Origin of the sequence: Pseudanabaena sp. FACHB-2040, assembly GCF_014696715.1 — a bacterium.
Lineage (GTDB): Bacteria > Cyanobacteriota > Cyanobacteriia > Phormidesmidales > Phormidesmidaceae > JACVSF01.
Window position 1 is genome coordinate 86,283 of record NZ_JACJQO010000010.1, and the last position, 26,636, is coordinate 112,918.

General features: G+C 54.8%; 22 protein-coding genes. 11 read left to right on the plus strand and 11 right to left on the minus strand.

The genetic code is table 11. From position 1 onward, the window contains the following. The first annotated feature begins 18 nt into the window (after positions 1 to 18). Positions 19 to 2,064 (plus strand): sodium:proton antiporter, encoded by a 2,046-nt coding sequence (locus tag H6G13_RS13105; RefSeq protein ID WP_190483662.1) that lies wholly within the window; start codon positions 19 to 21, stop codon positions 2,062 to 2,064. An 8-nt stretch (positions 2,065 to 2,072) separates the two neighbouring features. On the opposite strand, the gene larC is transcribed toward H6G13_RS13105, so the two are convergent. Continuing rightward, positions 2,073 to 3,392, minus strand: coding sequence for a nickel pincer cofactor biosynthesis protein LarC (gene larC / locus H6G13_RS13110; protein ID WP_190483663.1), 1,320 nt, complete (start codon positions 3,390 to 3,392; stop codon positions 2,073 to 2,075). Positions 3,393 to 3,800: 408 nt separating this feature from the next. Here larC and H6G13_RS13115 point away from each other — a divergent pair, with 408 nt between their 5' ends. Next, positions 3,801 to 4,457: an L-threonylcarbamoyladenylate synthase gene (locus H6G13_RS13115; protein WP_190483664.1), complete on the plus strand. Its 657-nt coding sequence runs from the start codon at positions 3,801 to 3,803 to the stop codon at positions 4,455 to 4,457. Positions 4,458 to 4,572: 115 nt separating this feature from the next. Here H6G13_RS13115 and H6G13_RS13120 read toward each other — a convergent pair whose 3' ends face one another. Next, positions 4,573 to 5,103, minus strand: coding sequence for a pentapeptide repeat-containing protein (locus H6G13_RS13120; protein WP_190483665.1), 531 nt, complete (start codon positions 5,101 to 5,103; stop codon positions 4,573 to 4,575). 390 nt (positions 5,104 to 5,493) lie between these two features. Between H6G13_RS13120 and H6G13_RS13125 the strand changes: the two genes are divergently transcribed. From H6G13_RS13125 to H6G13_RS13145, 5 genes are all read left to right on the plus strand, one after another. Continuing rightward, on the plus strand, positions 5,494 to 5,862 hold the full coding sequence (locus H6G13_RS13125) for a nuclear transport factor 2 family protein (protein WP_190483666.1): 369 nt from the start codon (positions 5,494 to 5,496) through the stop codon (positions 5,860 to 5,862). A 14-nt stretch (positions 5,863 to 5,876) separates the two neighbouring features. Beyond that, on the plus strand, positions 5,877 to 7,880 hold the full coding sequence (locus tag H6G13_RS13130) for an amylo-alpha-1,6-glucosidase (protein WP_190483667.1): 2,004 nt from the start codon (positions 5,877 to 5,879) through the stop codon (positions 7,878 to 7,880). 437 nt (positions 7,881 to 8,317) lie between these two features. Further along, positions 8,318 to 9,046 carry a lysophospholipid acyltransferase family protein gene (locus H6G13_RS13135; RefSeq protein WP_190483668.1) on the plus strand — a complete coding sequence of 243 codons (729 nt, stop codon included), beginning with the start codon at positions 8,318 to 8,320 and terminating at the stop codon, positions 9,044 to 9,046. A gap of 35 nt (positions 9,047 to 9,081) precedes the next feature. After that, on the plus strand, positions 9,082 to 9,876 hold the full coding sequence (locus H6G13_RS13140) for an alpha/beta hydrolase (RefSeq protein WP_190483669.1): 795 nt from the start codon (positions 9,082 to 9,084) through the stop codon (positions 9,874 to 9,876). 121 nt (positions 9,877 to 9,997) lie between these two features. Continuing rightward, positions 9,998 to 11,149, plus strand: coding sequence for a spermidine/putrescine ABC transporter substrate-binding protein (locus H6G13_RS13145; protein WP_190483670.1), 1,152 nt, complete (start codon positions 9,998 to 10,000; stop codon positions 11,147 to 11,149). A gap of 158 nt (positions 11,150 to 11,307) precedes the next feature. Here the strand turns inward: H6G13_RS13145 and H6G13_RS29155 are convergent, their stop codons facing one another. After that, entirely contained in the window at positions 11,308 to 11,442 is a 135-nt protein-coding gene (locus H6G13_RS29155; protein ID WP_277882512.1) for a hypothetical protein, read from the minus strand. Positions 11,443 to 11,770: 328 nt separating this feature from the next. Continuing rightward, the gene (gene carB / locus H6G13_RS13150; protein ID WP_190483671.1) at positions 11,771 to 15,052 is read right to left on the minus strand and encodes a carbamoyl-phosphate synthase large subunit; all 3,282 of its coding nucleotides are present in this window, start codon (positions 15,050 to 15,052) and stop codon (positions 11,771 to 11,773) included. Between the two features lie 207 nt (positions 15,053 to 15,259). On the opposite strand from carB, the gene H6G13_RS13155 reads away from it, so the two are divergent. Beyond that, complete coding sequence (locus H6G13_RS13155) at positions 15,260 to 15,898, plus strand: M23 family metallopeptidase (RefSeq protein WP_190483672.1); 639 nt, start codon at positions 15,260 to 15,262, stop codon at positions 15,896 to 15,898. Positions 15,899 to 15,983: 85 nt separating this feature from the next. Next, positions 15,984 to 17,306: an aspartate aminotransferase family protein gene (locus H6G13_RS13160; protein WP_190483844.1), complete on the plus strand. Its 1,323-nt coding sequence runs from the start codon at positions 15,984 to 15,986 to the stop codon at positions 17,304 to 17,306. Here H6G13_RS13160 and H6G13_RS13165 read toward each other — a convergent pair. From H6G13_RS13165 to H6G13_RS13185, 5 genes are all read right to left on the minus strand, one after another. Next, complete coding sequence (locus tag H6G13_RS13165; RefSeq protein WP_190483673.1) at positions 17,303 to 18,127, minus strand: DUF3598 family protein; 825 nt, start codon at positions 18,125 to 18,127, stop codon at positions 17,303 to 17,305. The two genes, H6G13_RS13160 and H6G13_RS13165, sit on opposite strands and share 4 nt — an antisense overlap. A gap of 22 nt (positions 18,128 to 18,149) precedes the next feature. Next, positions 18,150 to 18,959: an ABC transporter permease gene (locus tag H6G13_RS13170; RefSeq protein WP_190483674.1), complete on the minus strand. Its 810-nt coding sequence runs from the start codon at positions 18,957 to 18,959 to the stop codon at positions 18,150 to 18,152. Between the two features lie 115 nt (positions 18,960 to 19,074). Continuing rightward, positions 19,075 to 19,932 (minus strand): ABC transporter permease, encoded by an 858-nt coding sequence (locus H6G13_RS13175; RefSeq protein ID WP_190483675.1) that lies wholly within the window; start codon positions 19,930 to 19,932, stop codon positions 19,075 to 19,077. Between the two features lie 287 nt (positions 19,933 to 20,219). Next, positions 20,220 to 21,527: an extracellular solute-binding protein gene (locus tag H6G13_RS13180; protein ID WP_190483676.1), complete on the minus strand. Its 1,308-nt coding sequence runs from the start codon at positions 21,525 to 21,527 to the stop codon at positions 20,220 to 20,222. A 57-nt stretch (positions 21,528 to 21,584) separates the two neighbouring features. After that, the gene (locus H6G13_RS13185; RefSeq protein WP_190483677.1) at positions 21,585 to 22,760 is read right to left on the minus strand and encodes an ABC transporter ATP-binding protein; all 1,176 of its coding nucleotides are present in this window, start codon (positions 22,758 to 22,760) and stop codon (positions 21,585 to 21,587) included. 343 nt (positions 22,761 to 23,103) lie between these two features. Between H6G13_RS13185 and H6G13_RS13190 the strand changes: the two genes are divergently transcribed. Then, positions 23,104 to 23,502 (plus strand): gamma-glutamylcyclotransferase, encoded by a 399-nt coding sequence (locus tag H6G13_RS13190; protein WP_190483678.1) that lies wholly within the window; start codon positions 23,104 to 23,106, stop codon positions 23,500 to 23,502. A 102-nt stretch (positions 23,503 to 23,604) separates the two neighbouring features. Here H6G13_RS13190 and H6G13_RS13195 read toward each other — a convergent pair whose 3' ends face one another. Continuing rightward, on the minus strand, positions 23,605 to 23,958 hold the full coding sequence (locus H6G13_RS13195; protein ID WP_190483679.1) for a circadian clock KaiB family protein: 354 nt from the start codon (positions 23,956 to 23,958) through the stop codon (positions 23,605 to 23,607). A 23-nt stretch (positions 23,959 to 23,981) separates the two neighbouring features. After that, entirely contained in the window at positions 23,982 to 25,685 is a 1,704-nt protein-coding gene (gene kaiC / locus H6G13_RS13200; protein WP_190483680.1) for a circadian clock protein KaiC, read from the minus strand. A 182-nt stretch (positions 25,686 to 25,867) separates the two neighbouring features. On the opposite strand from kaiC, the gene H6G13_RS13205 reads away from it, so the two are divergent. After that, on the plus strand, positions 25,868 to 26,563 hold the full coding sequence (locus tag H6G13_RS13205) for a hypothetical protein (RefSeq protein WP_190483681.1): 696 nt from the start codon (positions 25,868 to 25,870) through the stop codon (positions 26,561 to 26,563). The last annotated feature ends 73 nt before the right edge of the window (positions 26,564 to 26,636 follow it).

Genomic DNA, 26,636 nt, shown 5'->3' on the forward strand with positions numbered 1-26,636 from the left:
GTTCCTGCCCCTACGCCTATGGATGCTCCCTTTGAATTAACCCTGCAAATAGTGCTGACCGTGCTAGCGGGCATTACGGCTCAGGTTATTGCTGAATTCTTTAGAGTCCCCAGCATTATTTTTCTGTTGCTGCTGGGCATTGGCATTGGCCCAGACGGCTTGGGCTTGATTCATCCCCAGTCTTTGGGGGTCGGGCTGGAGGTGATGGTTTCTCTCTGCGTTGCCCTGATTTTATTTGAGGGAGGGCTAAGCCTAGAGCTAAAGGAACTGGGCCAAGTTTCTACCAGCCTGCAAAACCTCGTCACGTTTGGCATCTTTGTCACCTTAGTGGGTGGCGGCATGGCTGCTCACTGGCTGGGTGAATTTCCCTGGCCGCTCGCTTTTCTTTACGCGTCGCTGGTGGTGGTTACTGGGCCTACGGTGATCAACCCGCTGCTACGCCAGGTAAAAGTAGACCGCAAAGTGGCCACTCTGCTAGAGGGCGAGGGCGTCTTGATTGATCCGGTAGGGGCGATCTTGGCGGTTGTTGTCTTGAACATTATCCTCAGTGGCGATGCTGATCCAGTAACTGTCGTGAGCGGCCTGAGTCTGCGCTTGGGTATCGGGGCCTTGATTGGCGGTATTGGCGGGGCTGCGATTGGCATATTTCTCAAACAAGCCAAGTTTCTGTCAGAGGACCTGCGTAATTTGGTAGTGCTGGCGGGGCTATGGAGTCTGTTTGGCCTGGCCCAGTCGATTCGAGGTGAGTCGGGGCTGATGGCAACCGTTGTGGCCGGTATGGTGGTGCGGGTGCTGTCTGTGCCCGATGAGCGGCTGCTGCGTCGGTTTAAGGGGCAGCTCACGGTGCTAGCGGTTTCGGTGCTGTTTATTTTGCTGGCGGCAGACCTATCGATTGCCAGTGTGTTTGCCCTGGGGCAGGGGGCGGTGTTTACCGTTCTGGTTTTGATGTTTGCAGTGCGGCCCCTGAATATTTGGTTGTGCACTCAGCAGAGCGACCTCAACTGGCGACAAAAGTTCTTCCTGAGCTGGATTGGTCCACGAGGCATTGTTTCAGCCTCGGTTGCTTCTCTATTCTCAATTTCGCTCACGGAGCAGGGCATTAGCGGTGGCGATGCGATTAAGGCCCTAGTCTTTCTAACCATCATTATGACGGTGATGATTCAGGGCTTAACGGCGGGTCGGCTGGCCCGGCTGCTACATATCACGTCTGACCAGCTGACGGGAGCGGTAATCGTTGGCTGCAGCCCCTTAAGCTGCCTGATTGCCCGGCTGCTGAAGGAACAGGGCGAAGCTGTCATTCTGCTTGATACCAATGAAGCATCCTGCCAGGAGGCCGAAAAGGAGGGCCTGAAGGTGGTCGTCAGCAGCGCCCTAGAGGCCGATGTGCTGGAAAGTGTAGGTATGGCAACCGTAGGCACTCTACTGGCTATGACCAGCAATGGTGAGGTCAATGCGGTCATTGCTCAACGGGCGCTGGAGGAGTTTCAGCCGCCTAGGGTGCTGGTCGTTATGCCGACGGAAAAGCCGGCTAACGATCAGTCCAGTTCCTCGCGGGTACAGTCTGCTCTGGCTTCTTCCCTCTCGCTCAAAACCTGGAACACTTACCTCACAGATGGAGCAGTGCGGCTAGGGGAAACCTGCATTCAAAGTGTGTCTCCGGAGGCTCAGAGGGCACATCTCAAGGGGCTCATTCAAAACGGCTCACTGGTGCCCCTGCTGGTGCAGCGGGAAGAAAAGCTGCAGGTCGCCCTAGCCGAAGAGGAGTGGCGGGTGAGCGATCGCATTATCTACCTCTTCCACGACCCCAAGCCCAAACTGCTCAAGCGGCTCTCTGGTGGCACCCAACCTGCCCGTCTAACGCTCGAATCGGTGCCTGAAATTGAGGAGTTTCCTCTGCCTGAGCCTGAGTTACCTGAACCTAAGCTGCCTGAACCTGAGTTGCCTTCGACTGAAGCCGATGCAGCGGATCCAGCTCTTAACGGGGCTGCGGCGGCAGACACGTCCCAAAGCCGCAATCAGCCCCCGGCTGCCAAAACGGCACCAGGCCCAGCAACTCCCCCTTGATCAGCCTTCTAGACTGGGGCTGTGGACTGTGGGCTGGGAGCCTTTTTAAGCTGGGGGGGATGCTGCCCATACCACTGGCTAAGGGCACTGCGGTGGACCTCTTGCCAGGGCACTTGATGCTGACGGGCCAGCTGAGCGCAGTCTTCAAATTCGGGATGGACGTTCATGAGCTGCCGGGTTTCTGGGTGGTAGGCCAGCTTGAGCTGCACCGGCCCATAGGGGGTGTCGATGGGGGTCAACGTTCGCGTTAGGGCGTGCCGCCACTGCAGCTGCCGCCGAATTCCCAGGGTAGTAGTTTCTTCAAACAAAACCTGTTCGCAGGCTGAGGTCTGGTTGGGCTGACAAATGACGGTTAGCAGTACTCCAGGGCGAGACTTTTTCATGCCCACAGCCTGAGTAAACACATCTAGCGCGCCGACGTTCCAAAGGCGCTCATAGAGGTAGCCAATGGCTTGAGGGCTGAGGTCATCGACCTGAGTTTCTAAGACGGTGACGGGTTCTAGATGGGGCGGGGTGGATGGGTGGATGGGTGGATGAGAGTGGGTGTGAGCTTTCGAAGATAGAGTGATCAGCCCGTCAGGGGCCTGGCCAATCCAGAGCCGCAGCAGGTTGGGAATGGGCAGATCGTGGCCGCCTGCTCCCAAGCCAACTTGCTGCAGGGTCATGGCGGGAGGGGGGCCAAAGTGGTCGGCGAGGGTGGTTGCGATCGCAGCCCCTGTTGGTGTCACTAGCTCTTTTTGCAGCCCGTTGCTGTAGATCGGCACCTGCCCCATCTGCAACAGTTTGAGCACGGCGGGGGCCGGTACTGGCAGCCAGCCGTGGGCTGCCCGCACTAGCCCGCCGCCCGTAGGCAGCGCTGAACAGCTCAGCCTATCTACCTGCAGCCAGTCCAGCCCCAAACAGGTGCCGACAATATCGACAATGGCATCGACCGCTCCAACCTCATGAAAATGGACTGCTTCAGGGGCAATGCCATGTACTGCGCCCTCGGCCTCGGCTAGGCGGCGAAAAATGGCTAGGCTCCACTCGGTCGCTTTAGGGGACAGCTGCGCTTTTGAGATCAGCTGTTCAATATCCCCCAGATGGCGGGAGTGGGCAGAGGGCGCTGTGAGATCGACCTTAACTCGCGTGGCGGCTTGTCCCTGGCGCAAAACGTTCTCCGCCCACAGCTCAAATTCCCCGGTCAGGCCCAGCCGGTTGAGCTGCTCAGTTAAGTAGTCTAGCGGCACCCCAGCATCCACCAGTGCCCCCAGGCACATATCTCCAGCGATGCCGGTAGGGCAGTCCAGATAGGCAATTTTTTTAGCAAGTTGGGTCGACTCAGACATATCTCTAAACCTAGATCCTTGAATATCTGGCCCCTCCGATGGTACTCAAAGCGAAGGGCGATCAGACGGTCTGTAGCTGTGGTAGCAGGATCAGCACACAGTAGACCTTACTTGAGTTGGGCTGGAGGATTTATGTGCGATCGCACCCCTCTCCCTGGGCACTCTTCTATCTGACATGTAGATGCACCCTAATGGATTTGCTCCCCTGATTTGAATTGGGGGAGTATTTTTTTTGCAAACTTGTTCTGCAAAAAAGGCTGGGTAGTTCTTGCAAAACTACTTTTGGCCGATACAGAGAATTTTCTAAAGGAGTATCGTTTTCATAATAAATTCGTCAGGGCTGCCCGATCCCGCCGATTATGAACTGGCATGTCTACCGATATAGCCGGACGCACACTAGAGTAAAGTATGGCAACGGTCTACAAAATTCACCCTGAAACTCCCCAAACTCGGAAAATCTCCGCCATCCGAGATGCTTTGCAGCAGGGGGCCGTGATGCTTTACCCCACCGATACGGTCTATGCCATTGGCTGCGATCTCAATGTCAAAGGGGCTGTGCAGCGCGTGCGGCAGCTCAAGCAGCTAGCCAATGAAAAACCCCTGACGTTCCTGTGCTCTTCCCTGTCCAACATTGCTGACTATGCCGTTGTTGATGACAATGCCTACCGCATCATCAAGCGGCTAATTCCGGGGTCTTATACTTTTCTGCTGCCTGCTACCAAAGAGGTGCCGCGCCTGGTTATGAGCCCCAAGCGTCGCACTACCGGCATCCGCGTGCCCGATCATGCTATTTGCCAGGCGCTGCTGGAGGAACTGGGCCATCCAATTATCTCCACCTCATCGCTGTCGGTGGCGCAGCCGTCGGGTCAGCCCGATCTAGCGACCCTCTCCAAAGCCCTGCTGTTTGACCGCCTGGAAAACCAGGTAGACATTATTATCGACGACAGTGAGGATCTGACCTACGAAGTCTCTAGCATTCTTGACTTTACAGAAGGAGAACCCACGCTAATCCGGCGTGGGCTAGGCTGGGAAAAGGCGCTTTCCTGGGTGCCTGAGCGGGTCTAAAGCAGCCCGAATGAAAGCTAAGCCAATACTCTCGCCCATACATTCCCCCTAGGGCAGGGTGGGTCGGTGCTTGGGTCAACCCACCTCTAGCCCCTCATAGGAAGGCAATACTCACCTAATGGCCGTCCCAGGTTACCCAGCGGTGAAAGGTTCCCGTTTCACAGTCACGGTCAAAAGACCGCAGCAGGTTTAGGTTGGCCCCCTCTAGATCCACCCCAGTGATATCTGTACCGTCCATACAGGCGCTGGCCAGGTTGGCCCGCCGCAGCGTCGCTCCGCTGAGAGCAACCTGCTTGAGATTAGCTCCCCGCAAGTCAGCGTCTTCTAAATCTGCAGTTCTAAGATCTGCCTGACCCAAGTCGGTACCGACCAGGCTGGCCCGCCGCAAGTCCGCCCCAATCAGGTTAACGCTGGTCAGGTTGGCCCCGCTCAGATCAGTGCCCTTGAGGTCAGCATTGGTCAGGTTGGCTCCAGTAAGATTGGCTCGGCTCAGATCGGCCCGGCTCAAATCTGCATGGCTCAAATCTGCATGGCTCAGGTCAATGCCGCTCAGACTTGCTCCGCTCAGATTGACCCGATTTAGATGAATTCCTGAAAAGTCGCGGTAGCCCTGGTTGTATTCGTGCAGCAACTCTTGAATGTTCATGGCAGCTTGTTTCCTCAATACAGACGGATACTGCCTTAGATCCAGTAAGAAAGCCGAGGGGGTGAAACGAGGTGTAAAGGAAGAGATAGCTTACTGTATCTTCAGCTACCTTTCATTATTGCGGGGGTGAAAAAAATTGCTGCCTTTGGTTTACACATCGAAAATTCTTTGTACAGAAGTTCTTTTAGTTGGGGCCTCTCAAAAGCTTTGTAAAGATTGGGTTGGAGATGGCTACAAGACTGCTGGGGCACGCCGCAACACCTACCTATAGGTAAATGCGACAACTGCTGAGTTGCCCGAAGATAAAGAACGTTAAAGCATCTGTCAAGCCTTTGAACAAGTTTTGCAATGCTTTTGCAAAATACCGTCTTTTCCCTGAACCTCGACCCTATGATTCCTTTTTCTACCACCTTTGAAGACGTTCTCGAATCGGCTCAAAGAGCCTGGCTGATGAGCGATGCTGAGGGCTTTGCGGGTCTATTTGATGAGATTGGAGAATTCATGGTGCCGGGTGGTCGGTGGATTGGTCAGGAGGACATTCAGCTAGCGTTTCAGGAGTATTCGGACGCCTACGAAGTCCTGCAAATCGAGGTGCTGCAGATTCTCAAAGAAGGCAATAGAGCCGCCGTAGAATGGCGCTGGACTGACCGGGAGCGGGCAACAGGCAACACCTCCGAGGCAGAAGACGCCATTTTCATTGAGATGCTGGGTGGGCGCATTACCCGGTGGCGCGAATATATCGACAACGGCTCCCTTTAACGAGATCACTCGCGATGGCTCTTCACTTTGGACGCAACATTTGCGGAGATTTAGAAGTCTCCGGGCAGCGGGAATGGCTGGTGACGAATGGCATCGGTGGCTATGCCAGCGGCACAGTTGCGGGCGTGCTAACTCGTCACTACCACGGGTTACTGGTGGCGGCGCTCAAGCCTCCTCTCATGCGAACTCTGCTGGTCACCAAGCTAGATGAAGCGGTTCACTATGGAGAGCATCAATTTGAGCTGCAAACGGATCGCTGGGTGGGGGGAGCGGTAACGGGGCATGGCTACACCCAGACAGAGCGATTCCATTTGGAAGGCACCGTGCCGGTGTGGACCTATGCCTTTGGTGATGCCCTGCTAGAAAAGCGTATCTGGATGGAGCAGGGGGCTAATACCACCTACGTTGACTATAAGCTGCGGCGAGCTAGTGAACCGCTGACGTTGTCGCTCAAGGCTCTGGTCAACTGCCGGCCTCACCACGACAGCACCGAGGGGGGCCGCTGGCAGATGCAGGTTGAGTCGGTAGAGCAGGGGGTGCAGGTGCGGGCCTTTGATCAGGCGACCCCTTTCTACCTGCTGGCTAAGAATGGCACGGTGGAGCTGGCTCATACCTGGTGTCGGGGCTATAGCCTGGAGATAGAGCACGCTCGGGGCATACATCCCTTTGATGACCATCTGCACGCGGCGACTTTTGCGATTACCCTAGCCCCAGAAGAGTCCTACACGCTGGTTTTGAGCACCGAAGAGGAGCCCTGTCTGGAGGGTCAAATGGCACTCAAAGCCCGCTATGCCTATGAGGAAGACCTGCTGCAGCGGTGGCAGGGAGCCCACCATCTAAGCGAAAAGAGCACGCCGCAGTGGCTGGATCATCTGGTGTTGGCCGCCGATCAGTTTGTGGTGCAGCGACCTCTGCCGGGGGAAGATCACGGCAAGACGGTGATTGCGGGCTACCCTTGGTTTGGCGACTGGGGCCGCGATACGATGATCAGCCTGCCGGGACTTGCGATCGCAACCGGCCGCCCTGAAATTGCCCGCCCCATTCTCCGCACCTTTGCCCGCTACGTTGACCAGGGCATGCTGCCAAACCTGTTTCCTGAGGTTGGCGAAGAACCTCACTACAACACCATTGATGCGACGCTCTGGTACTTTGAAGCGATCCGCGCCTACTTTGCGGCCACCCAAGATGAAGCGCTGCTGCGAGAGCTATTTCCAGTGCTAGAGGAGATTATTGCCTGGCACCAAAAGGGCACCCGTTACAACATTCACATGGACGAGGATGGCCTGATCTGGGGCGGCGACCCCAGCGTGCAGCTGACCTGGATGGATGCCAAGGTCGATGACTGGGTCGTTACGCCCCGCATTGGCAAGCCTGTGGAGATCAATGCCCTGTGGTACAACGCCCTGGTGAGTATGGCTGAGTTTTCCCGGCATTTGGGCCAGTCGGCAGATCGCTATACAGACCTAGCTGAGCGGGTACGAAGCGGGTTTCAGCGGTTTTGGCATGAGGAAAAGGGCTACTGCTACGACGTGATCGACTCCCCTAACCCTCAAGAAGAAGACATGCTGCGGCCCAACCAGATCTTTGCGGTGGCCCTGCCGCAGTTTGAAGGTGTTGAGCCTTTACTAAGCCCGGAGCAGCAGCGGTCTGTCGTGGATCATGTCGCTCGGGCATTGGTGACGTCTCACGGGTTGCGATCGCTCTCTCCCGATCACCCTGAGTATATTGGGCAGTACACGGGCGGTCGCTATCAGCGCGATGGAGCCTACCACCAAGGCACCGTTTGGGGCTGGCTGATTGGTCCCTTTGTGCAGGCGCACCTGAAGGTATACCGCAACCCAGCTACGGCTCAGAGCTTTTTAGAACCTATGGCAGATCACCTTTACTCGGGCGCAGTCGGCAGCCTTAGTGAAGTGTTTGATGGCGATGCCCCTTTCTCACCGCGTGGCTGCTTTGCCCAAGCTTGGACAGTGGCTGAGGTGCTGCGAACCTGGCTGCTGACTTTGCAGACGACTTGACCTAGCGCTTGCCCCAGGCTGCAAAGTTTTGCGTCTAACCCGATGGTTTGGGGATGTTCTTCTTGAAAATTAGAAGTTAAACGAATCTCTCCCTAGAAAACCTCCCCTCTGCAGTAGGACGGGGCAAAGGGGCTGGTAAAATCCATCCTCAACCGGATCTCGATTGGTAGCTGATTTGACTAAAGTGAAGTTCTTACAGGTTAAAGCTGGGTTGTAGTGCAGTCCCTAACTCTCTTACCCAAGTTGTCTTCTATTAAATATCTTCTGTAGAGAAAAATACCTACTCCTTTGCGTAGATTTTGACATTGGCTTCTTGCAGGAGTTTTAAGATTTGTTACGGTATGAAGGCACAGATTATTGTTGCCTAGTACTGCTGCCCGACATCAGCCCTAGCGCAGTTTTGAGTACAGTCCCCTAACCGCAGTCATTGAGTCTGAATGGAATCTTTAGTTTCCGGTAATCCTCTCGCTATCTCCCAATGGTTGCTCACCTTGTTAGGCATCCGGATGTCGGTGCATTTTTCTGAGCGGATCCCCGCTGGGGCTTCTTTGGTGTTGGTGAGCAATCACCGCAGCTTTCTGGATGCGCCGCTGCTAATGGCTGGGCTGAATCGACCAGTGCACTTTGCTTGCCACCACTACATGAGCCAAGTGCCGGGAATGCGGGAGTTTGTCAATGCTCTGGGCTGCTTGCCGCTAGATGCTCCCGGTGAGCAGCAGACCTTTTTCCGTGAGGCCACGCACCTCTTGCGCGACCAGCAGGCGATCGGCATCTTTCCAGAAGGGGCGGCTCCGATGGTGCAGAGAACCGACCCCTTTGAGATGAGCGAGTTTCAGCGTGGCTTTGCCCACTTGGCCATGAAGGCTCCGGTCGAAGATTTGGTCATTTTGCCAGTTGCGATCGCATCCACCCAAGAAACCGTGCCCTCGGTCATGCCTCTCAAAGTCCTAAGTTGGTTCGACCCTAGTGAACCTTTGTTTGACCAGTCGGGCTGGCACCCAGCCGTGATTTACCGCAAAGTAGATCTGCTGGTGGGCCACCCGGTGCGGGTAACGGATCGGCTGCGTTCTCACTATCACGGACGGCGGGCTGCCAAGCTAGCCACAGAAATTACCGATTCTTGTCAAAATGAGATTGCCAATTTGCTGCGTCAGGGGGCTTACTAGAAGAAGAACCCCGTATATTGCCTATCCTCGGGAGAATGTTGAAACCGATTAAGCCGCTCCACCTGATCAGCCCTGGCCCAGTAAATCGCAACCATCCTCTGCTGGTATTTTTGCCCGGCATGGATGGTACTGGCACACTGTACGTAAACCAAACTCAACGCCTGCGACAGTACTTTGACATTCGCTGCCTAGTCATCCCAGCCGATGACCAAACGCCCTGGGAGGGGCTGGTGCAGCAAACGGTCAAGCTGATCAAGCAGGATCGTCAGGGTCGTCCGGTATACCTTTGTGCCGAATCTTTTGGGGCCTGTTTGGCGCTGCAGGTAGTCGCCCATGCCCCTGATTTGATCGACCGGTTGATTTTGATTAACCCTGCCTCCTCTTTTGGTCGGTTGCCCTGGTTCCGCTGGGTGGCCAGCGTTGCGCCCTGGGTCTCAGCCTCGGCCTACCATATGGGCACCTTGACCCTACTGCCCCTGCTGGCAGCCCTGCACCGCATTTCAGACGACAACCGCAGCAAGCTTCTGACGGCCATGCGCTCTGTCTCTCAGCGTAGTGCCGCCTGGCGGATGGCTCTGCTCAGCCAGTTTCGGGTCGAAGACCTGCCGCTCCACACTTTCCGCAACCCTACTCTGTTTATTGTGGGTCAGGCTGATCGGCTGCTGCCTTCCCTTAGCGAGGCAAAGCGGCTGGCTGAATTTTTGCCCGGTTCCCAGACCCATCTCTTGCCGTTGAGCGGTCATGCCTGCCTGCTGGAGCAGGAGGTCGATTTGGTGACCATTCTCCAGAGCACGGATATGTTGCCAGAAGTGGTGACTTCAGCAGCCTAGAGACAGGGGGCCAATTGCGCTGACCTCAACCGCCGAGTACACTGTGCAGTGGGTTTTTGCTCCAGTCTAAATGGAGTGGTATTGTTAATGACCCCTGGAAAAGTGAGTTGAGGAACTGCCCATGCGCTCCAGACAGTTTGGTCGGAATGTGCGATCGCATCTGTTTAGCCCCTCCCGTCGTCGGTTCCTGCACTTCTCGGCGGCAGCGATTTCGACGGTGGCGCTAGCCAACTGTCAGAGGCAGCAGGCAGGTGCCCCCGAGGCCGAAGCCGATTCCCAGGCTAGCTCCGCCGGCACCGACGAACCACTCTATATCTACACCTGGGCTGACTACTCAGATGAGGAGGTCTACCAGCGCTTTACCGAAAGAACGGGCATTCAGGTCGTCGCCGACGTCTACGATTCCAACGAGACTATGCTGGCCAAGATGCAGGCGGGTGGAGGCAAGCAATATAGCGTCCTGTACCCCTCCGACTACATGGTGCAGCAGATGCTTGAGCTAAATCTGCTCTCTGAAGTTGATAAATCACAGCTAACAGGGCTAGACAATCTGCGCGACCGTTGGCAGAGCCCGCCCTACGACCCAGATAACCAGCACAGTATCCCGGTCAGCTGGGGCACCACTGGTCTGATCTACGATACGACCGTTATCAACCCAGGCCCCACAGACCTAGACTACCTGTGGGACAACCAGAGCAGGCTCTCAGGCAGAATTACGCTGTTGGAAGACGTGCGCGAAACAATGGGAGCCGTCCTCAAGTCCTTAGGCTACTCCTACAACGCCACCGATCCTCAGCAGATTGAAGCAGCCTATAACCGACTACGAGAGTTGAAACCTGCGATCGCAGCTTTTCAGTCCTTTGGCTGGGAAGATCGGCTCGTTGCCGGAGACCTGCTGATGTCAATGACCTACTCTATTGTTGGCAACGCTTTACCTGTCGACAATCCCAACTTGCGATACATCATTCCTGAAGGCGGCAGCTCCGTCTGGACTGATACAATGGTCATTCCTCAAGGCGCTCCCAATCCAACCGCAGCCTATGCCTGGATTAACTTTATGATGGAGCCAGAAAATGCAGCCTTTGCTGTGGAAAAACTGCGCTTTGCCACGCCCAACGAGTCAGCTTTTAGCCTGCTCTCCAACGAGGTAAAAGAGAGCGAAACGCTCTTCCCATCTGATGACGTGCTAGCCAAGTGCGAAAGCATTGCGCCTCTAGACGAAGCCACGACTGAACTCTACGACAAATACTGGACTGAACTGGCCAGCATTTAAGCTTTAGCTCACTCAAAAAAGTAGAGACGTGCTCAGCACGTCTCTACTTTTTTGAAATTGACTTTTTGGACAGTATCAACAGTAGATGAGCGGCAAGGTTGATTTGACTGTGTCGATTGATCTTCCTTGCCCAACTCCTGTACTGCCTTAGATGATCTCTAGTTGCCGCGACGCTTCAAAGCTTCGATCATCTGCTGGCGAACCGCCTTTGCCCACTGATCAAAATCAACCTCACCATCCTGCACTTGAGCTGCAGAAGCGGTTCGTCTCTGAACCTGAGAATCGTGTGCCATTACCTGTCACCTGTGGAAAAGAGTATTAAAATTAACAATTTGTTCAGCATCCCTATTATTGTTGGGATAGCTGATGCTCGGCAATCATACTTTCGACAGATCTCATCAAGATTTCGTCACAAAATGCCCATCTTTAAAGATTGCTAGATTGAGCTAGTTAGCCTCACAAGGAGATATTTGAACTTCCCCATAAGTGGCCCTTTAAAGCAACCTGTCAAAACAGACATTAATTGAGATAAAACAGGTTCATTCGATGAGAATTAGCTGGGAAAAACCTGTCGATTTCAAGAGCGATCTCTAGTCTAGCTTGCCCTACGAAACGTCGCTTCTATCCATCGACCCTTAAATAGTCTTGTAGGGCCTTTACATCCAGCGGTTCTTGCTGCAAAGAGCGGATGGCTGCTGCGGTAGCTCTAGCCCCCGCAATAGTGGTGATAATCGGCACCTTGTAAGCCAGTGCTGTCCGTCGGATGGAACGGTCATCTTCCTGGGCTTCACCGCCAGACGGAGTGTTGATGATCAGCTGAATCTGGTTGTTTTTGATGGCATCGACGACGTGGGGCCTGCCCTCGTGCAGCTTAAGCACCAGATTGACCGTCAGACCGCTTTCCATCAACGTTTTGCGTGTGCCGGTAGTGGCGATTAGCTTAAAGCCCATCGCCGCTAGATCCTGAGCAATTGGAATCACCGCCTCCTTCTCCCGGTCGTTCATGGAGATGAAAACTGCGCCCTTGAGCGGCAGTCGCTGGTTGGCGGCCAGTTCTGCTTTAGCAAAGGCTTTGCCAAAGTCCACATCAATGCCCATGACTTCGCCGGTAGAGCGCATCTCTGGTCCCAAAATGGCATCGGTGCCAGGAAACTTCTCAAAGGGCAGCACGGCTTCTTTGACCGAGATGTGTTTGGGAATGACCTCCTCGGTGACGCCCAACTCTGCCAAGGTTTTGCCCGACATTACTCGCACAGCCATCTTGGCTAGGGGCACCCCGGTGGCCTTAGAGACAAAAGGCACTGTGCGCGAGGCGCGGGGGTTGGCCTCTAGAATGTAGACCTGATCGCCTTTAACAGCGAACTGAATGTTCATCAACCCCACTACCTGAAGCCGCTTAGCTAGCTTGATCGTCCACTCCCGAATGGTGCTCAGGGGGCCATCACTCAGGGTGATGGTGGGCAGCGAACAGGCCGAGTCACCGGAGTGAATGCCTGCCTGCTCAATGTGCTCCATGATGCCGCCAATCACGACGTTACCGCTCTGATCTGCGATCGCATCCACATCCACCTCAATCGCGTTCTCCAGGAACTTGTCGATCAAAATCGGGTGGTCAGGCTCGACCTGGACGGCGTAGGTCATATACCGTTCTAGATCCTTATCGGAGTAGACAATCTCCATGGCCCGTCCGCCCAGCACATAGCTAGGCCGCACCACCACAGGATAGTCAATCGCTTGGGCCACCTTCAGGGCCTCTTCGTAGCTGCGGGCTAGCCCGTTGGCAGGCTGCAAAATGTCCAGCTCCCGCAGGATCTGCTCAAACCGCTCCCGGTCTTCGGCGGTATCGATAGAGTCGGGAGAGGTGCCCCAGATGCGTGTGGAGGCGGGAGAGCTGGGGAGCGCAGGAGACGTCTCCCCTGTCCCCTGTAGCGCTGCTAGATACTTTTGCAGCGGCACCGCCAGCTTCAGGGGCGTCTGCCCACCAAACTGGATGATGATGCCTTCGGGGTTTTCGGCTTCGATGATATTGAGCACGTCTTCCTTGGTCAGCGGCTCAAAGTAGAGGCGATCGCTGGTGTCGTAGTCGGTGGAGACGGTCTCGGGATTGGAGTTGACCATGATGGTTTCGAAGTCGTCGGCCCGCAGGGCGTAGGAGGCATGACAACAGCAGTAGTCAAACTCAATGCCTTGGCCAATGCGGTTGGGGCCACCGCCCAAAATCATCACCTTGCGGCGATTAGAGGGCAGTACCTCGCTCTCCTCCTCGTAGGTGGAGTAGTAGTAGGGGGTGAGCGCTTCGAACTCAGCCGCGCAGGTATCGACAGTCTTATAGACGGGAATGACGCCTAGCGACTTGCGGTAGGCCCGCACTTCATCCTCAGAGGTCTTGGTGGCGTAGGCAATCTGCCGATCGCTAAAGCCCTGCCGCTTGATGGCGTACATCAGGTCTTTGTCGATGTCTTGCAGCGGTGTGCGCTTGAGCAGCTTCTCGGTTTCGAGCAGGTCTGCAAGCTTGCGCAAAAACCAAGGATCGATGCCCGTGAGTTCAAAAATCTCCTCGACGGTTTGGCCTAGCTGCAGGGCATGGCGCAGGGAAAAGATGCGCTCTGGATTGGGGGTGCGCAGGCTAGCTCGGATCTGGGAGATAGTGGGGAGTTTTTCGTTGCGATCGCAGCCCCAGCCTGCTCGCCCAGTTTCCAACGACCGAAGCGCCTTTTGCAGTGACTCCTGGAAGGTGCGACCAATCGCCATGGCCTCGCCCACCGACTTCATTTGAGTGGTCAGGTTGGGCTCAGATCCAGGGAATTTCTCAAAGGCAAACCGGGGCACCTTTGTCACCACATAGTCAATGGTCGGCTCAAAGCTGGCCGGAGTCTTGCGGGTGATGTCGTTTGGAATTTCATCAAGGGTGTAGCCCACTGCCAGCTTGGCGGCAAACTTGGCAATGGGAAAACCCGTCGCCTTAGAAGCCAAAGCAGAACTGCGCGACACTCGTGGGTTCATCTCAATAACGATGACGTCGCCCGTATCTGGGTTCACCGCAAACTGAATGTTAGAGCCCCCTGTCTCTACCCCGATCTCGCGAATGATCTTGATCGAAGCATCCCGCAGTCGTTGGTATTCTTTATCGGTCAGCGTTTGGGCTGGAGCCACCGTGATCGAGTCTCCAGTGTGAACCCCCATTGGGTCCAGGTTCTCAATGGAGCAGATGATCACTACGTTGTCGGCCAGATCGCGCATGACCTCCAGCTCGTATTCCTTCCAGCCCAGCAGCGACTGCTCAATTAGAATTTGCGATACCGGACTGGCATCAATGCCGGATCGGGCAATTTCCTCAAACTCCTCCTGGTTGTAGGCAATGCCGCCGCCAGTGCCGCCCATCGTATAGGCCGGGCGAATGATCAGAGGAAAGGAGCCAATTTGAGCCCCAATTTCCTTGGCTTGGTCCATCGTCTCTGCTAAGCCCGACGGACACACGCCTACACCGATGCGCTCCATCGCCTCTTTAAACAGCTTGCGGTCCTCCGCCATCTCAATGGCGGGCAGCTTGGCCCCAATCAACTCAACACCGTACTTCTCTAAAACGCCACTCTTAGCGAGCGACACGGCTAGGTTGAGCGCAGTCTGGCCGCCCATGGTGGGCAGCAGCGCATCGGGGCGCTCCTTGGCAATAACCCGCTCTACCAATTCTGGGGTAAGCGGCTCAATATAGGTCCGATCAGCTATCTCTGGGTCGGTCATGATAGTGGCCGGGTTGGAGTTGACTAGAACTACTTCATAGCCCTCCTCCCGCAGCGCCTTACAAGCCTGGGTGCCCGAATAGTCAAACTCACAGGCTTGACCAATGACAATTGGCCCAGATCCGATCAGCAAAATTTTCTTGATGTCTTCACGACGGGGCATAGGCTGTAGTCACCAGAGATGATTCACGGAAATCCAGAATATTGTAGATGCTTTCTCGGTCCCCAACCCGTTCTACTGGGCCCGGCTTAATCCAGAGTTGATGACGTTTCCTGAGTTCAGGCTGATTTTTTCCAACTCAAGTATTTAAGGACACAAGTTCTCAGTACAGATGTACTATTTTAAGGAATAAACCGATGGGCTAGGGCAATGGCAGAGCGGTTCCGGCAGGCGATCTGGCGTACATACTCAGCAGCAGGCTGTCGTTGGCTGCTAGTGCTGGGCATTTTAGTGTGGGGAGTCGGCGAACTGAGCCGTTACGCCGAGTGGGGGGTTGCCGATGAGCTTGCTGTTCAACCTGCCCCTGCCCAGCCAAAACCTTGGCAGGGGGCTTCGTTTCCAGTAGAAAACTTTGCGGCCTATACCTCCCCCTTTGGCTACCGCCAGCATCCTTACGGCGGCTACCGCTTTCACTATGGCCTTGATGTTGCGGCCCCCTTAGGCAGCTACATCCGCAGCTGGTGGGATGGCACCATTATTGAAGTTTCTGATGACACTGCCTGCGGTACCTCCGCCATTGTCAAGTCAGGAGACTGGCTCCATATCTATTGTCATATGCAGGGCCATATCGTGTGGGAAGTCGATGGCGATCGCGTTTTGGTAGACCGCCAGGGCGGCATCGAAATTCAGCAGGGCGCTAAGGTTAGAGCCGGGCAGCAGATTGGCCGTGTCGGCATGACCGGCAGCACCACTGGGCCGCACCTCCACTGGGGCCTGAAATACAAAGGCACCTGGATTGATCCAGCGCGGGTGCTCCAGGCCATGATCACCGAGCAGTCCTCCCCGTAGGAGAAATCCGTTGTGGTGGCAACAGTCCTATCCCAAAAATTTCTTCTATGCTGGTCTGCATATCCCTAGCTTGCCTGAACTGATGATGTCTCCTCAGACCGTCTTGCCGGATCTCAACGCCTTCTGGATGCCCTTTACCGCCAACCGCCAGTTTAAGACCCATCCCCGCATGCTGGTGGCGGCGAAGGACATGCACTTCACTAGCCACGATGGCCGCCAGATTCTCGATGGCACGGCTGGGCTGTGGTGTGTCAATGCTGGGCACTGCCGTCCGCGCATCGTAGAGGCAATTCAGCAGCAGGCGGCGGTGCTAGATTTTGCCCCGACCTTTCAGATGGGTCACCCCGGTCCCTTTGAACTGGCCGATCGCCTAGCCCAAATTGCCCCCGCCGGGATGAATCATGTCTTTTTTGCCAGCTCTGGTTCTGAGGCTGTAGATTCGGCCCTTAAAATTGCCCTGGCCTATCACCGGGTTAAAGGAGAGGGCACCCGCCAGCGCCTGATTGGCCGGGAGCGCGGCTACCACGGAGTGGGTTTTGGCGGCATTTCGGTGGGCGGCATTGGCCCCAACCGCAAGCTATATGGCAGCTTGATTCCGGGCGTTGACCATCTGCCGCATACTCACAATTTGGAGCACAACAGCTTTAGCCGAGGCGTTCCGGCTTGGGGAGCGCATCTGGCAGACGAGCTAGAGAACTTGGTCAAGCTCCACGACCCCTCCAATATTGCTGCGGTGATCATAGAGCCTGTGGCAGGTTCCACCGGGGTGCTAGTGCCGCCGGTTGGCTATCTAGAGCGGCTGCGAGAACTCTGCACCCAATACGGCATTCTGCTGATTTTTGATGAGGTGATTACGGGGTTTGGTCGTTTGGGAACGCCCTTTGCCGCCGACTACTTTGGGGTGGTGCCTGATCTAATCACGGTTGCTAAAGGCATCAGTAACGGCACGGTGCCGATGGGAGCCGTTTTTGTGCGGGACGAAATTCATGAAGCGTTTATGCATGGCCCTGACAACGCCATTGAACTGCCCCACGGCTATACCTATTCAGGCCATCCTCTAGCTTGTGCGGCGGCGCTGGCGACCCTCGACACGTACCAGGAGGAAGGGCTGTTTGAAAATGCCCGTAACTTGGCTCCCTACTGGGAAGAGGCTGTTCACTCTCTCAAGGCCGTTCCGGGCGTTATTGATCTGCGTAACTTGGGCATTGTGGCTGGCATTGAGCTAGAGCCAATTTCGGGTCAACCTACCGCCCGCGCCTTTGATATTTTTCTCAAGTGCTACGAGCGAGGTCTGCTGATCCGCACGACTGGAGACATCATTGCCCTGTCGCCGCCGCTGATGCTGCAGAAGCAGCACATTGATGAGATGTTTGGCATCCTCACTGATGTGCTTAAGGAAAGCGCTTAGGCGACCTTGCGCTCGGTCACTAAGGTGAGGCTGACCCAGGTGCCCTGGCTGCTGTAGGCCCGAATGAGCCGCTGCCGCAGGTCGGGCTGAATGAGCCAGCCTGCTTCGAGAAACAGGGGCTTGCCAGCCTCGATTTGGGTTGGGTAGGTTGCAGAGGCTCCATCGGGCAACATCAGAACGGTTACAGGCTGGCTACCCTGGTCAAACTGCAGCGCGTTCTCTCTGATGCGCCCTAGGGACTGAATGGGGGGAGCTTGCCCAAACTGAAGGGTTTGCTGAATCTGATCACTGCCGGCTGGCTGAATCTCTAGGCGGGTGCTGGTTCTGTCTTCGGGCTGCCAGTCGGGATACACGCTGACGGCCTCTCCCTCCCAGGTGCCCAGCAGCTGATCGACGGTTACAGGTGGGCGGGACTGTGGCTGAGTGCCCTGAAGGTATTCTCGAATCAGGGTGAGGCTGCTGAGGGTGCGCTCGCCCTTGAAAATTTCCACCAGCCGCAGCCTTTCTTGACCCTGGATCAGGCCCAGCTCAGCGCCAAAATCGCCGAAGGGGCTCCATTGGATTGATCCCTGGGAAAAGGCCCCATCTTCGCAAAACAAAACGCCTTTACCCAGCGAGCGATACTCCAGCACCGTTTCTTGAGGGGGGCCGCCAGGGGGTCTTTTACGGATCTCCTGCCGCATCATCTGGCCCTGATCCTGGGGGATGAGCGCTATTTCGGTAGGGGTGTCGCTGAGCTGTTCCCCGGTTGGCGAGAGCTGGGTGAAAGAGCCTATCCAGGTACCTGTGTTTTTGAGCAGCCGTTCCCACTGAGAAGCCATGCCATGCTGTTGTGCAACAGCTTTATTGTCGCTGACGGCGGGAAATTAGGGTGAAGGAGAAAAATGCGATCGCAATCACCGAAAACGAGAACAAAGTAGTCAGCGTCCCCAGTGCATAAAGCGCAGGCGAGGTCACGTTAGTCGTCATACCGAAGATCTCCAGAGGCAGCGTGTTGTACTGGCCTGAGATCAAAGACGTGCGGGTAAACTCATCGTAGGACAGGGTAAAAGTCAACAGCCCCACCCCAATCAGGCTGGGCGCAATCAGCGGCAGCACAATGCCCCAAAACGTTTTGGCATCGTTCGCTCCCAAGTCCCGAGCCGCTTCCTCATAGGAGGGATCAAAGCGGTTGAAAATACCAATCATGATCAAAAATGCGATCGGCAGTACCCAGGTCAAGTGGGCTCCCATCCCCGAGGTCAGCCAGTTAGTATCCCAGCCCAGTACCTGAAACATTACCCCAATGCCTAGAGAGATCAAGATGCTCGGCACAATCAGACTAGCAATCGTTAGGTAAAAGAGCACCGTTGACCCCTTAAACCGCTGCCGAAAGGCCATACTGGCCATTACCGAGATCGCTGCCGTCAGCACCATGATCAAGAGACCCAACAGGAGCGATCGCTGGAACGGCTCCACAAAGTTGCCCACCCGCTGCTCCTGAAACACCTGCCCTAGCCAGTAAAAACCAAAGCTCCGTACCGGAAAAGTCAGCGTGCCATCTGGCCCCTGTAGAGACAGGATAAAGATAGTGACCATCGGGCCGTAGAGAAACAGCACAAACAGCGCAAAGAAGGCAGCGAGAACGTAAAACGCAGGAGATCGCTTGGGCATGGGAGGAAACGGCCGTTAGAAGAGTTTCGTGGGACGAGTTAGGGTTGGCGGAGCTAGGTTGTCAGAAAGTCTCAGCCTTCAGAAAACAGCTCGGATAATTCAACTAGACAGGCTGCTAAAGTTCCTTACGAATATCTAGCACCCGCAAAATCGAGATCACCATCGTCAGAGTGACCAGCAGCAAAATCATGGCGTTAGCCGCCGCCAGAGGGTACTGCAAGCTGCCGATCTGAGTTTGAATCAGTTTGCCAACCGAAGCCGCCTGACCGCCCCCCATTAGCCTCACCGTAACAAACTCGCCCATCACCAAAGTGACGATGAAGATAGAGCCGATCGCAATTCCTGGAGCTGATAGCGGCAAGATGATCTCTCTAAAGGTGGCAAACCCAGAAGCGCCCATATCTTGAGCCGCTGTAACCAGATCCCGGTCAATCCGCATCAGGCTGTTGAAGATGGGAGCAATCATGAAAATGATGTAGAGGTGCACCATCCCCAGCACCACCGCAAAGTCTGAGTACAGCAGAAACTCCAACGGGCTGCTGATTAAACCATTCCCCATCAATAGCTGGTTGACGAGTCCTTCTCTCCCCAATAGGGGCAGCCAGGAAATCATCCGAATAATGTTCGAAGTCCAAAAAGGAATGGTGCAAACCAGAAATAGGATGATCTGCCACCGCAAATCCTTAATGTAAAACGACAGAAAATACGCCACCGGATAACCAATCAGCAGAGTAAATAGCCACACCAAAGCCACAAACTTGAAGGTATTGAGATAGGTTCTCAAGGTGACATCGGAGCTGAAAAGGCCGATGTAGTTGTCCAGGGTAAAGGCTGGGGTCATGGAGTAGCCATTAAACTCCCAGAAGCTCACAACCCCAATTAGCAAGATGGGAAAGACCAGAAACAGGAGAAAAACTAGAGACTGGGGCGTGATCAGCAGGTATGGCTTGAGAACTTTCCAAGTTTGAGACATGGCTCTGGCTAATTCACGATTGGGAGAGATTAGAAACAGGTGCTCTTTTTAAGAACTTGCTCCGCTGCTTGCGCAGATACAGCGCAGCCATTGCGAACAAAGCGAAGCAATCTTGGAGAACACGCTAGGGATTCAAGCGGCTATTTAGGAAATAGCAAAGCTTACTGGATCCCCCCTGCTCCCCTTTTAAGGGAGTTAAAAGTTTCCTTTGTAGGGGAAATTGGGGGGATCTTTACTCAGTAAGCATGCTGAAAATGCCTTTTTAAACAGCCGCTAGATGAGCTAATTTAGGCAGCGATAAACTCGTTCCACTTTTGCACCAGGTAGGTGTTTTCCTCCATAGTGGAGTTCCAGCAGACGATATTGCCAAACCGCTCGTTGAAGGAGCCGCCATCGCGAACAGCCCCAGATTTCTCTAGGGTTTTGCCGAAGGGATCAACCATGTCTTTGGCGGCAGCCTTGCCCTCGTACCAGAAGTCCCACTCCTCAGCACTCATGAACTTCTTGGCATTCTCTGGCGCGGCGCTGTAGTAGCCCTGACGACCGAGGAAAGCCCCTACCCAGCCGTCGAGCATCCAGTTGATGTACTCGTAAGCGGCATCGAGCTGAATGCCCGACAGGTTCTTGGAGAGGCCAATGCCGCCGCCCCAGCCCCGATAACCCTCTTTAAGAGGTGCATAAACACACTCGACGCCCTTAGACTTAACGGCAGTCACTGCTGGGGACCACATCGACTGCAGCACCACCTCACCGGAAGACATCAGGTTAACCGATTCATCAAAGGTCTTCCAGAAAGCCCGGAACTGGCCTGCCCGCTTCTGCTCCTTGAGGATGTCGGTGATCTGGTCGATCTCGGTGCGGGTCATGTTGCCTTTGTCGCCAAAGGTCATCAGCCCCAGCGACTCAGCAATCATGGCCGCATCCATAATACCGATTTGAGGGATGTCGATAATCGAGGTCTTGCCCTTAAACTCGGCATTAAAGAGTTCGCCCCAACTCTCGATCTGGCGATTGACCAGATCGGGCCGATAGCCTAGGGTATCGGCATTGTACTGAAAGGGAATCAGCGTAGCGTAATCGGTGGGAGAGGTGGCAAACTCCTTAGAGTCTGGGCCAGTCAGGTACATCACTCGATAAGGAGCTGTGCCCTGGGAGTTTTCTACAGGCATGCCGTTAAATTTGCCCTGGGTGAAGAAGGAAACGATCTTGTCGTAGTCCTTAATTCTGGAAATCTCAATCGGCTTCAAGTTGCCGGAGGGCACTACCAGAGGCAGGCTGAAATATTCCCCATCGAAGATGTCGTACTGATTGGGCTGAGTGATAGCGATTTGGTTGTTTTCCTCAGTGCTCAAAGCCCGCATTTCTAGCTTAAAGCCGAGGTCTTCCTGAGCCTTGTCTCGGATTTCGTTGATTTGAGAAACGCCCGTTCCAATTAGGCGCAGAGTGACATCTTTGGTTTGATTTGTGTTGACTTCAGGACCAGGAGCCGGGTTGTTGGGAGTGCCGCTCGGGGATGAGGCGCAGCGAGTTGCAGTCAAAAAGGCTCCAGCAGCAAGACCAGTACGGATGACGTTACGGCGGGAAATCTTTGCCATGTTCTTTATAGTGGGTGAAGGGTTGAGATGAAAATCTTTTGTTGTAGAAGGGCAGAGTCAATGGGGCAAAAAGACGCAGTCTTCCGCAGCCCAGTCGAGCACTACGACCTGGCCTTCATTCAAGGGGTCTTGCATCCAGTCGGTGGTTCTGGCTTTGTAGAGGATTTCTATCCCGGTTTTTTCCAGAGCCAGGGATACTCGGGTGATGTAGCCCGTGAACTCGATAGCGGTAATGCGAGCCGTTACCCGATTGGTGGCAGGCATGGGGCCGGAGACTGTGGCCGCTTCTAAGGACTGCAGGTGCAGGCGGTCGGCGCGAACACAGCAGGCAGCCGTTGTTCCTGGCTGGGCAAATTCACCCCGGCAGAGCAGCGAACCTAAGCCCTCTGCCTCTACCTGAACTAGATAGCCCTGGGTGTCTTGAACCGCGCTAATAACCTGGCCGGGGAAGATGTTGTTGTCGCCTGTAAAGCGAGCCACAAACTGGGAAGTGGGCTGGGAAAAGATCTCTTGGGGCGTGCCGACCTGGTCGATGCGGCCATGATCCATAACCACAATCTGATCGGACAGGGAGTAGGCTTCATCCTGGTTATGGGTGACCTGAATGAAGGTCATGCCAAACTGGCGCTGGAGCTTACGCAGTTCGCCCCGAGTTTTAACCCGTAAAGACTCGTCTAGAGCGCTGAGCGGTTCATCTAAGAGCAGCACTTGGGGCCGGGTGACTAAGGCCCGAGCCAGAGCCACTCGCTGCTGCTGCCCGCCGCTAAGCATTTGGGGCTTGCGCTGGGCAAATTGAGTGAGGCCGACAAGTTCCAGCATTTCACCCACTCGCTCCCGGCGCTCAGCCTCGGGCATTTTGCGCATCTTGAGCCCAAACTCAACGTTTTGCCAAACGGTCTTGTGGGGGAAAAGGGCGTAGTTTTGAAACATCATGGCGGTGTTCCGCTGGGCAGGCGGCAGGCCGTTGATTTTGAGATCACCGATGTAGATGTCGCCACTGGTAACTTCTTCGTGCCCTGCGATCATCCGCATGGTGGTGGTTTTGCCGCAGCCACTGGGGCCTAGCAAACAGCAATAGGTTCCGGCAGGCACATCTAGAGTCAACTCCTTGACGGCAGTTACGGGGCCATATTTTTTGGTGACCGATCGCAGGGCTACCCCTCTGGCCTCGGCAACCAGTGAATCGGGCACTGGGCCGGTTGAGAGGCTGGAAATGACTTGTGTGTCTTGCATGATGAAGTACCAAAGGGAAAACGCTGTCTGGGAATTTCGGTTAGCTCAGTTAAAGAATATTTGAGCCAGAAATCGTGTCAGCGCCAGGAATCTATCTAAATGGAGTTGCTAATCGGAGAGACTAACAGCAACCTCCCTATTCAAAACCTAAGATTGATGCCTTACTGTATTGTTGTATACAGTATGCCGAACGCCTTGCTAGTCATCTTAAATAACGCTAGATCAATGCTTTGAGTTATCAAGATTCTTTTACAAGCAGCAGTTTAAGCACATCGATATGCTTGGCAAGGTTTACTTTTTTTCAATCCAGTTTTAACCTCACCCTCGCGTTGCAATCTGTTCTATGAGCACTTCTCTATCTGGTTCTAAGATCATTTTTATCTGTGGTTCTGCTCTACAGGGACAGCCTGACCACGCTAATTTGCAGTCTGCTCGCTTTGTCCGAGAGGCTAAGACGGCTCCTAAGTACCGGCTCCATGCAGTGGGCAATGGCTGGCACCCTGGTATCTATGGGGTGGAAGCAGGCGGTATTTCGATTCCGGGTGAGCTGTATGAGATGACAGCTGAGCAGTATGACTACCTGGCTAGCAATGAGCCGCCGAACATGTACCCCCATGAGGTGGATCTAGAGGATGGGGGGGTTGCGATCGCATTTCTCTACCCCCAAGCACTCATTGAAGAGCACGGCTGGCCCGACATCTCTGAGTACGGCGGATGGGCTGCCTACAAAGCGGCTACCTAGCACAGGTTACGCTCAGGACGGAGAGCAGTGGTTAGGCCATGCCGGCATGATGGGGCAATACCTGAAGCGCAGTGCCTCCGGGCGAGGGCTGTGAGCCGGCCTCTAAATGTCTAGGCAGCTGATCAGCTTATCCATGTCGGTCATGTCGCCAATTAGGCGCTGCAGCGGGGGCGGTAGCTGCTTGATGAGCGTGGGCACTGCAAAGACCTGATCCTGCTCCAGCCGCTCTGGGTCTTGGTAGATATCAACAATTTCTAGCTCATAGCGCCCCGGTAGCCGCTCTTCGCAAAGCTTTTGAATACGCTGGATGGCTCGCATCGATCGCAAGCTGTTGCTAGCTACATACAGACGCAGCACGTATGTCTCCATTTCCTGTTTAGCTAGATAGTCTAGAACTTCCTGGTTTGGGCTCTGGTGTGAAGAGGGAGGCTGAGATTTTCGATCAAATATAGACATTGATTTCCCTGCGGGTGCTGTGGTCAGGAGGTGTAATTCTTGGGGTTCAGGGTGTCTTCGGCATATCGGTACTTAGCTCGCGATCGCTGCTCCTGTAAAAGTTGGCTTTCGTGCTGCTGAGCCTGCTCGACTAAGCGATCGATATCGTCTTTTTCAGCTTCAAACTCAGCCTGTAATGCGTGGATTTGCGCCTCCATGATCAGTCGCTTGCGCTCGATCTCATGCTGCTTGCGCTCGATGGCCTGTTGCCGGGCCACAGCCTCCGCCGCTGCCTGCGCCTCCTTTACTAGGCGGGCCGTGCCAGTAACAATGCCGTCTGGCCCCAGATAGACGTCCAGCATTTCGATCCCCTGACTCGTCATGCGAAACTCTCGCACTTGGTTGGAGTGATGGGTGCCCCTAGACTTGAGCACAAACAGCAGGCGATTGCGCTCACCGTTGGTTTCCTGATCTCGCAGCAGCAACCAGGTATCCATCAGCGATGAAATCCCCACGTCAGTTGACTCTAGTGGCGTGCCGTCCGTTGTTAGATTGGTCAGCACAATACTAATCCCCTGAGCCTTGAGGAAATCCACTAGCCGCATCAAAAAAGACTGAATGTGATGGAACAGCCCGGCTGAGGTAAGGCTAGAAATAGGGTCAAAAATGACCATTTTTGGCTCAAAGTCCTGTACAAGCTGGCAAATCTTCACCAGATGCATTTCCAAGCCGTAAAATGTGGGCCGCAGGGCATGAAACTTTAACAGCCCTGACTGCTGGGGCGTCTCTAGATCCAGACCAATGGAGCGCATATTGCGAATGATCTGGTTGGCCGACTCCTCAAAAGCCACGTAGAGGCAGCGCTCTCCCCGACTGCAGCTAGCCGCCGCAAAGTGGCCACTGAGGGAGCTTTTGCCGGTTCCTGAGGTGCCCGAAATCAGCACGCTGCTGCCCCGGTAGATGCCTTTGCCGCCCAACATACCATCTAGCCGTTTCACCCCGGTAGAAATGCGCTCTGAAGAGACTGTGTAGTTTAGCTCCACAGAGGTCAGAGGCAGCACCACAATGCCGTTGCTCTCGATCAAGAAAGGGTACTCGTTAGAGCTGTGCTGCGAGCCTCGGTACTTGGCAATGTGCAGCCGCCGAGTCGAGAGATCCTGCTGGATGCGCTGGTCTAGAACCATTACACAGTCAGAGACAAACTCTTCGATGCCGTGACGAGTCAGGCTATGGTCACCGCTTTCAGCCGTAATGATGGCAGTGACGCCTTTGGCCTTAAGCCAGAGAAATAGCCGCCGCAGTTCAGAGCGCACTAAGGCCGTATTTGAGAGATTGCCGAAGAGGGTTTCTAGCGTGTCGATCACGACCCGCTTGGCCTGGATGCGGTCAATGGCGTAGCCAATCCGCACAAACAGAGCCTCTAAATCGTAGTCTCCGGTTTCTTCGATCTGAGTGCGTTCGATGTGGATGTAGTCAAGCGCGAGAAGCTTTTTGGCTACTAGAGTATCAACATCCCAGCCCAGGGAGGCCACGTTTTGGGCCAGCTCGTCAGTTGATTCTTCCAGGGAGATAAAAACGCCGGGTTCGTTGGCCTCTGCACCCCGCACCAAAAACTCCATTGCCATTAGAGTCTTGCCGCAGCCTGCCCGGCCGCAGATTAGCGTAGGGCGGCCCTGGGGCAACCCGCCATAGGTGATTTCATCTAGGCCACGGATGCCGGTGGGGCATTTAGTGAGTTGTCTTTTCAAGTCGTGTGAAGAGGATTAAACCATCTAATTTACGCTATCAGTGAAAACGGCTATCGGGGGCTGGCTGAGTCAAAGCTTTAGACTTTTGACCGAATCTGCCTTTGGAATGTGTTAGCCCTTTGCCCAAACCCAAACAATGGGAGCGAGAAGCATTGACGAATTTAGAAAACTACAGGAGGACTATGGGACGTGGACAGGTGCTCTGGGGGATTTGGCTGGGCTTTATTGTCTACGTTTTGGCAATAGCGCCGCCTCTGCCTGCCGATACGGTACAGCCGTTGCTGCAGCTACTAACGGGTCAAGTACCGCTGATCAACCCAGTGCTGATTTCCCTGTTTAGCCTGGTGGGAATCTGGCTGCTGATCTATAGCTGCCTGATTTTTCCCGATGGCAGAATGCAGCGGCTACCGGCTTGGGCCTTTATGCTAGCCTCGGTGGGAACAGGCGTTTTAGCACTGATTCCTTATCTGGCGCTGCGGCAGCCTAATCAGGAATTTTTGGGGCCAAAAGACGGCTGGCTGTCTCTGCTAGAGTCTCGATTTACGGCTGTTACTCTGGTTGTCAGCACGGTGGTTTTGCTGGCTTTTGCCCTGTTTTGGGGCGACTGGTCTGCTTACTTCTTTGAGTTTCAGCGCAATAAGTTTGTCCACGGCATGAGCCTGGCCTTTGTCTTGTTCTGTGTGCTCTTTCCCTATCCCACGTTGTTGAGCGACGATATGGCCCGGCGCGGTTTGACCAGCAACTCCTCACTCTTCTGGTGGGTAGCGCTGATCCCCTTATTTGGGCCATTGGCCTATCTGTGCCTGCGCCCGCCGCTACTGACCTTCCGGCGATCGCAAAGTCCTGATCGCACCGCCGCTCTGTCCTCAAATCGCTAGTGCGATCGCAAACAGCGGCAAGCTTCTAGATAGGTTAAAAGCCTTTATACTAGCGGGTGATTGCTGTCGGATT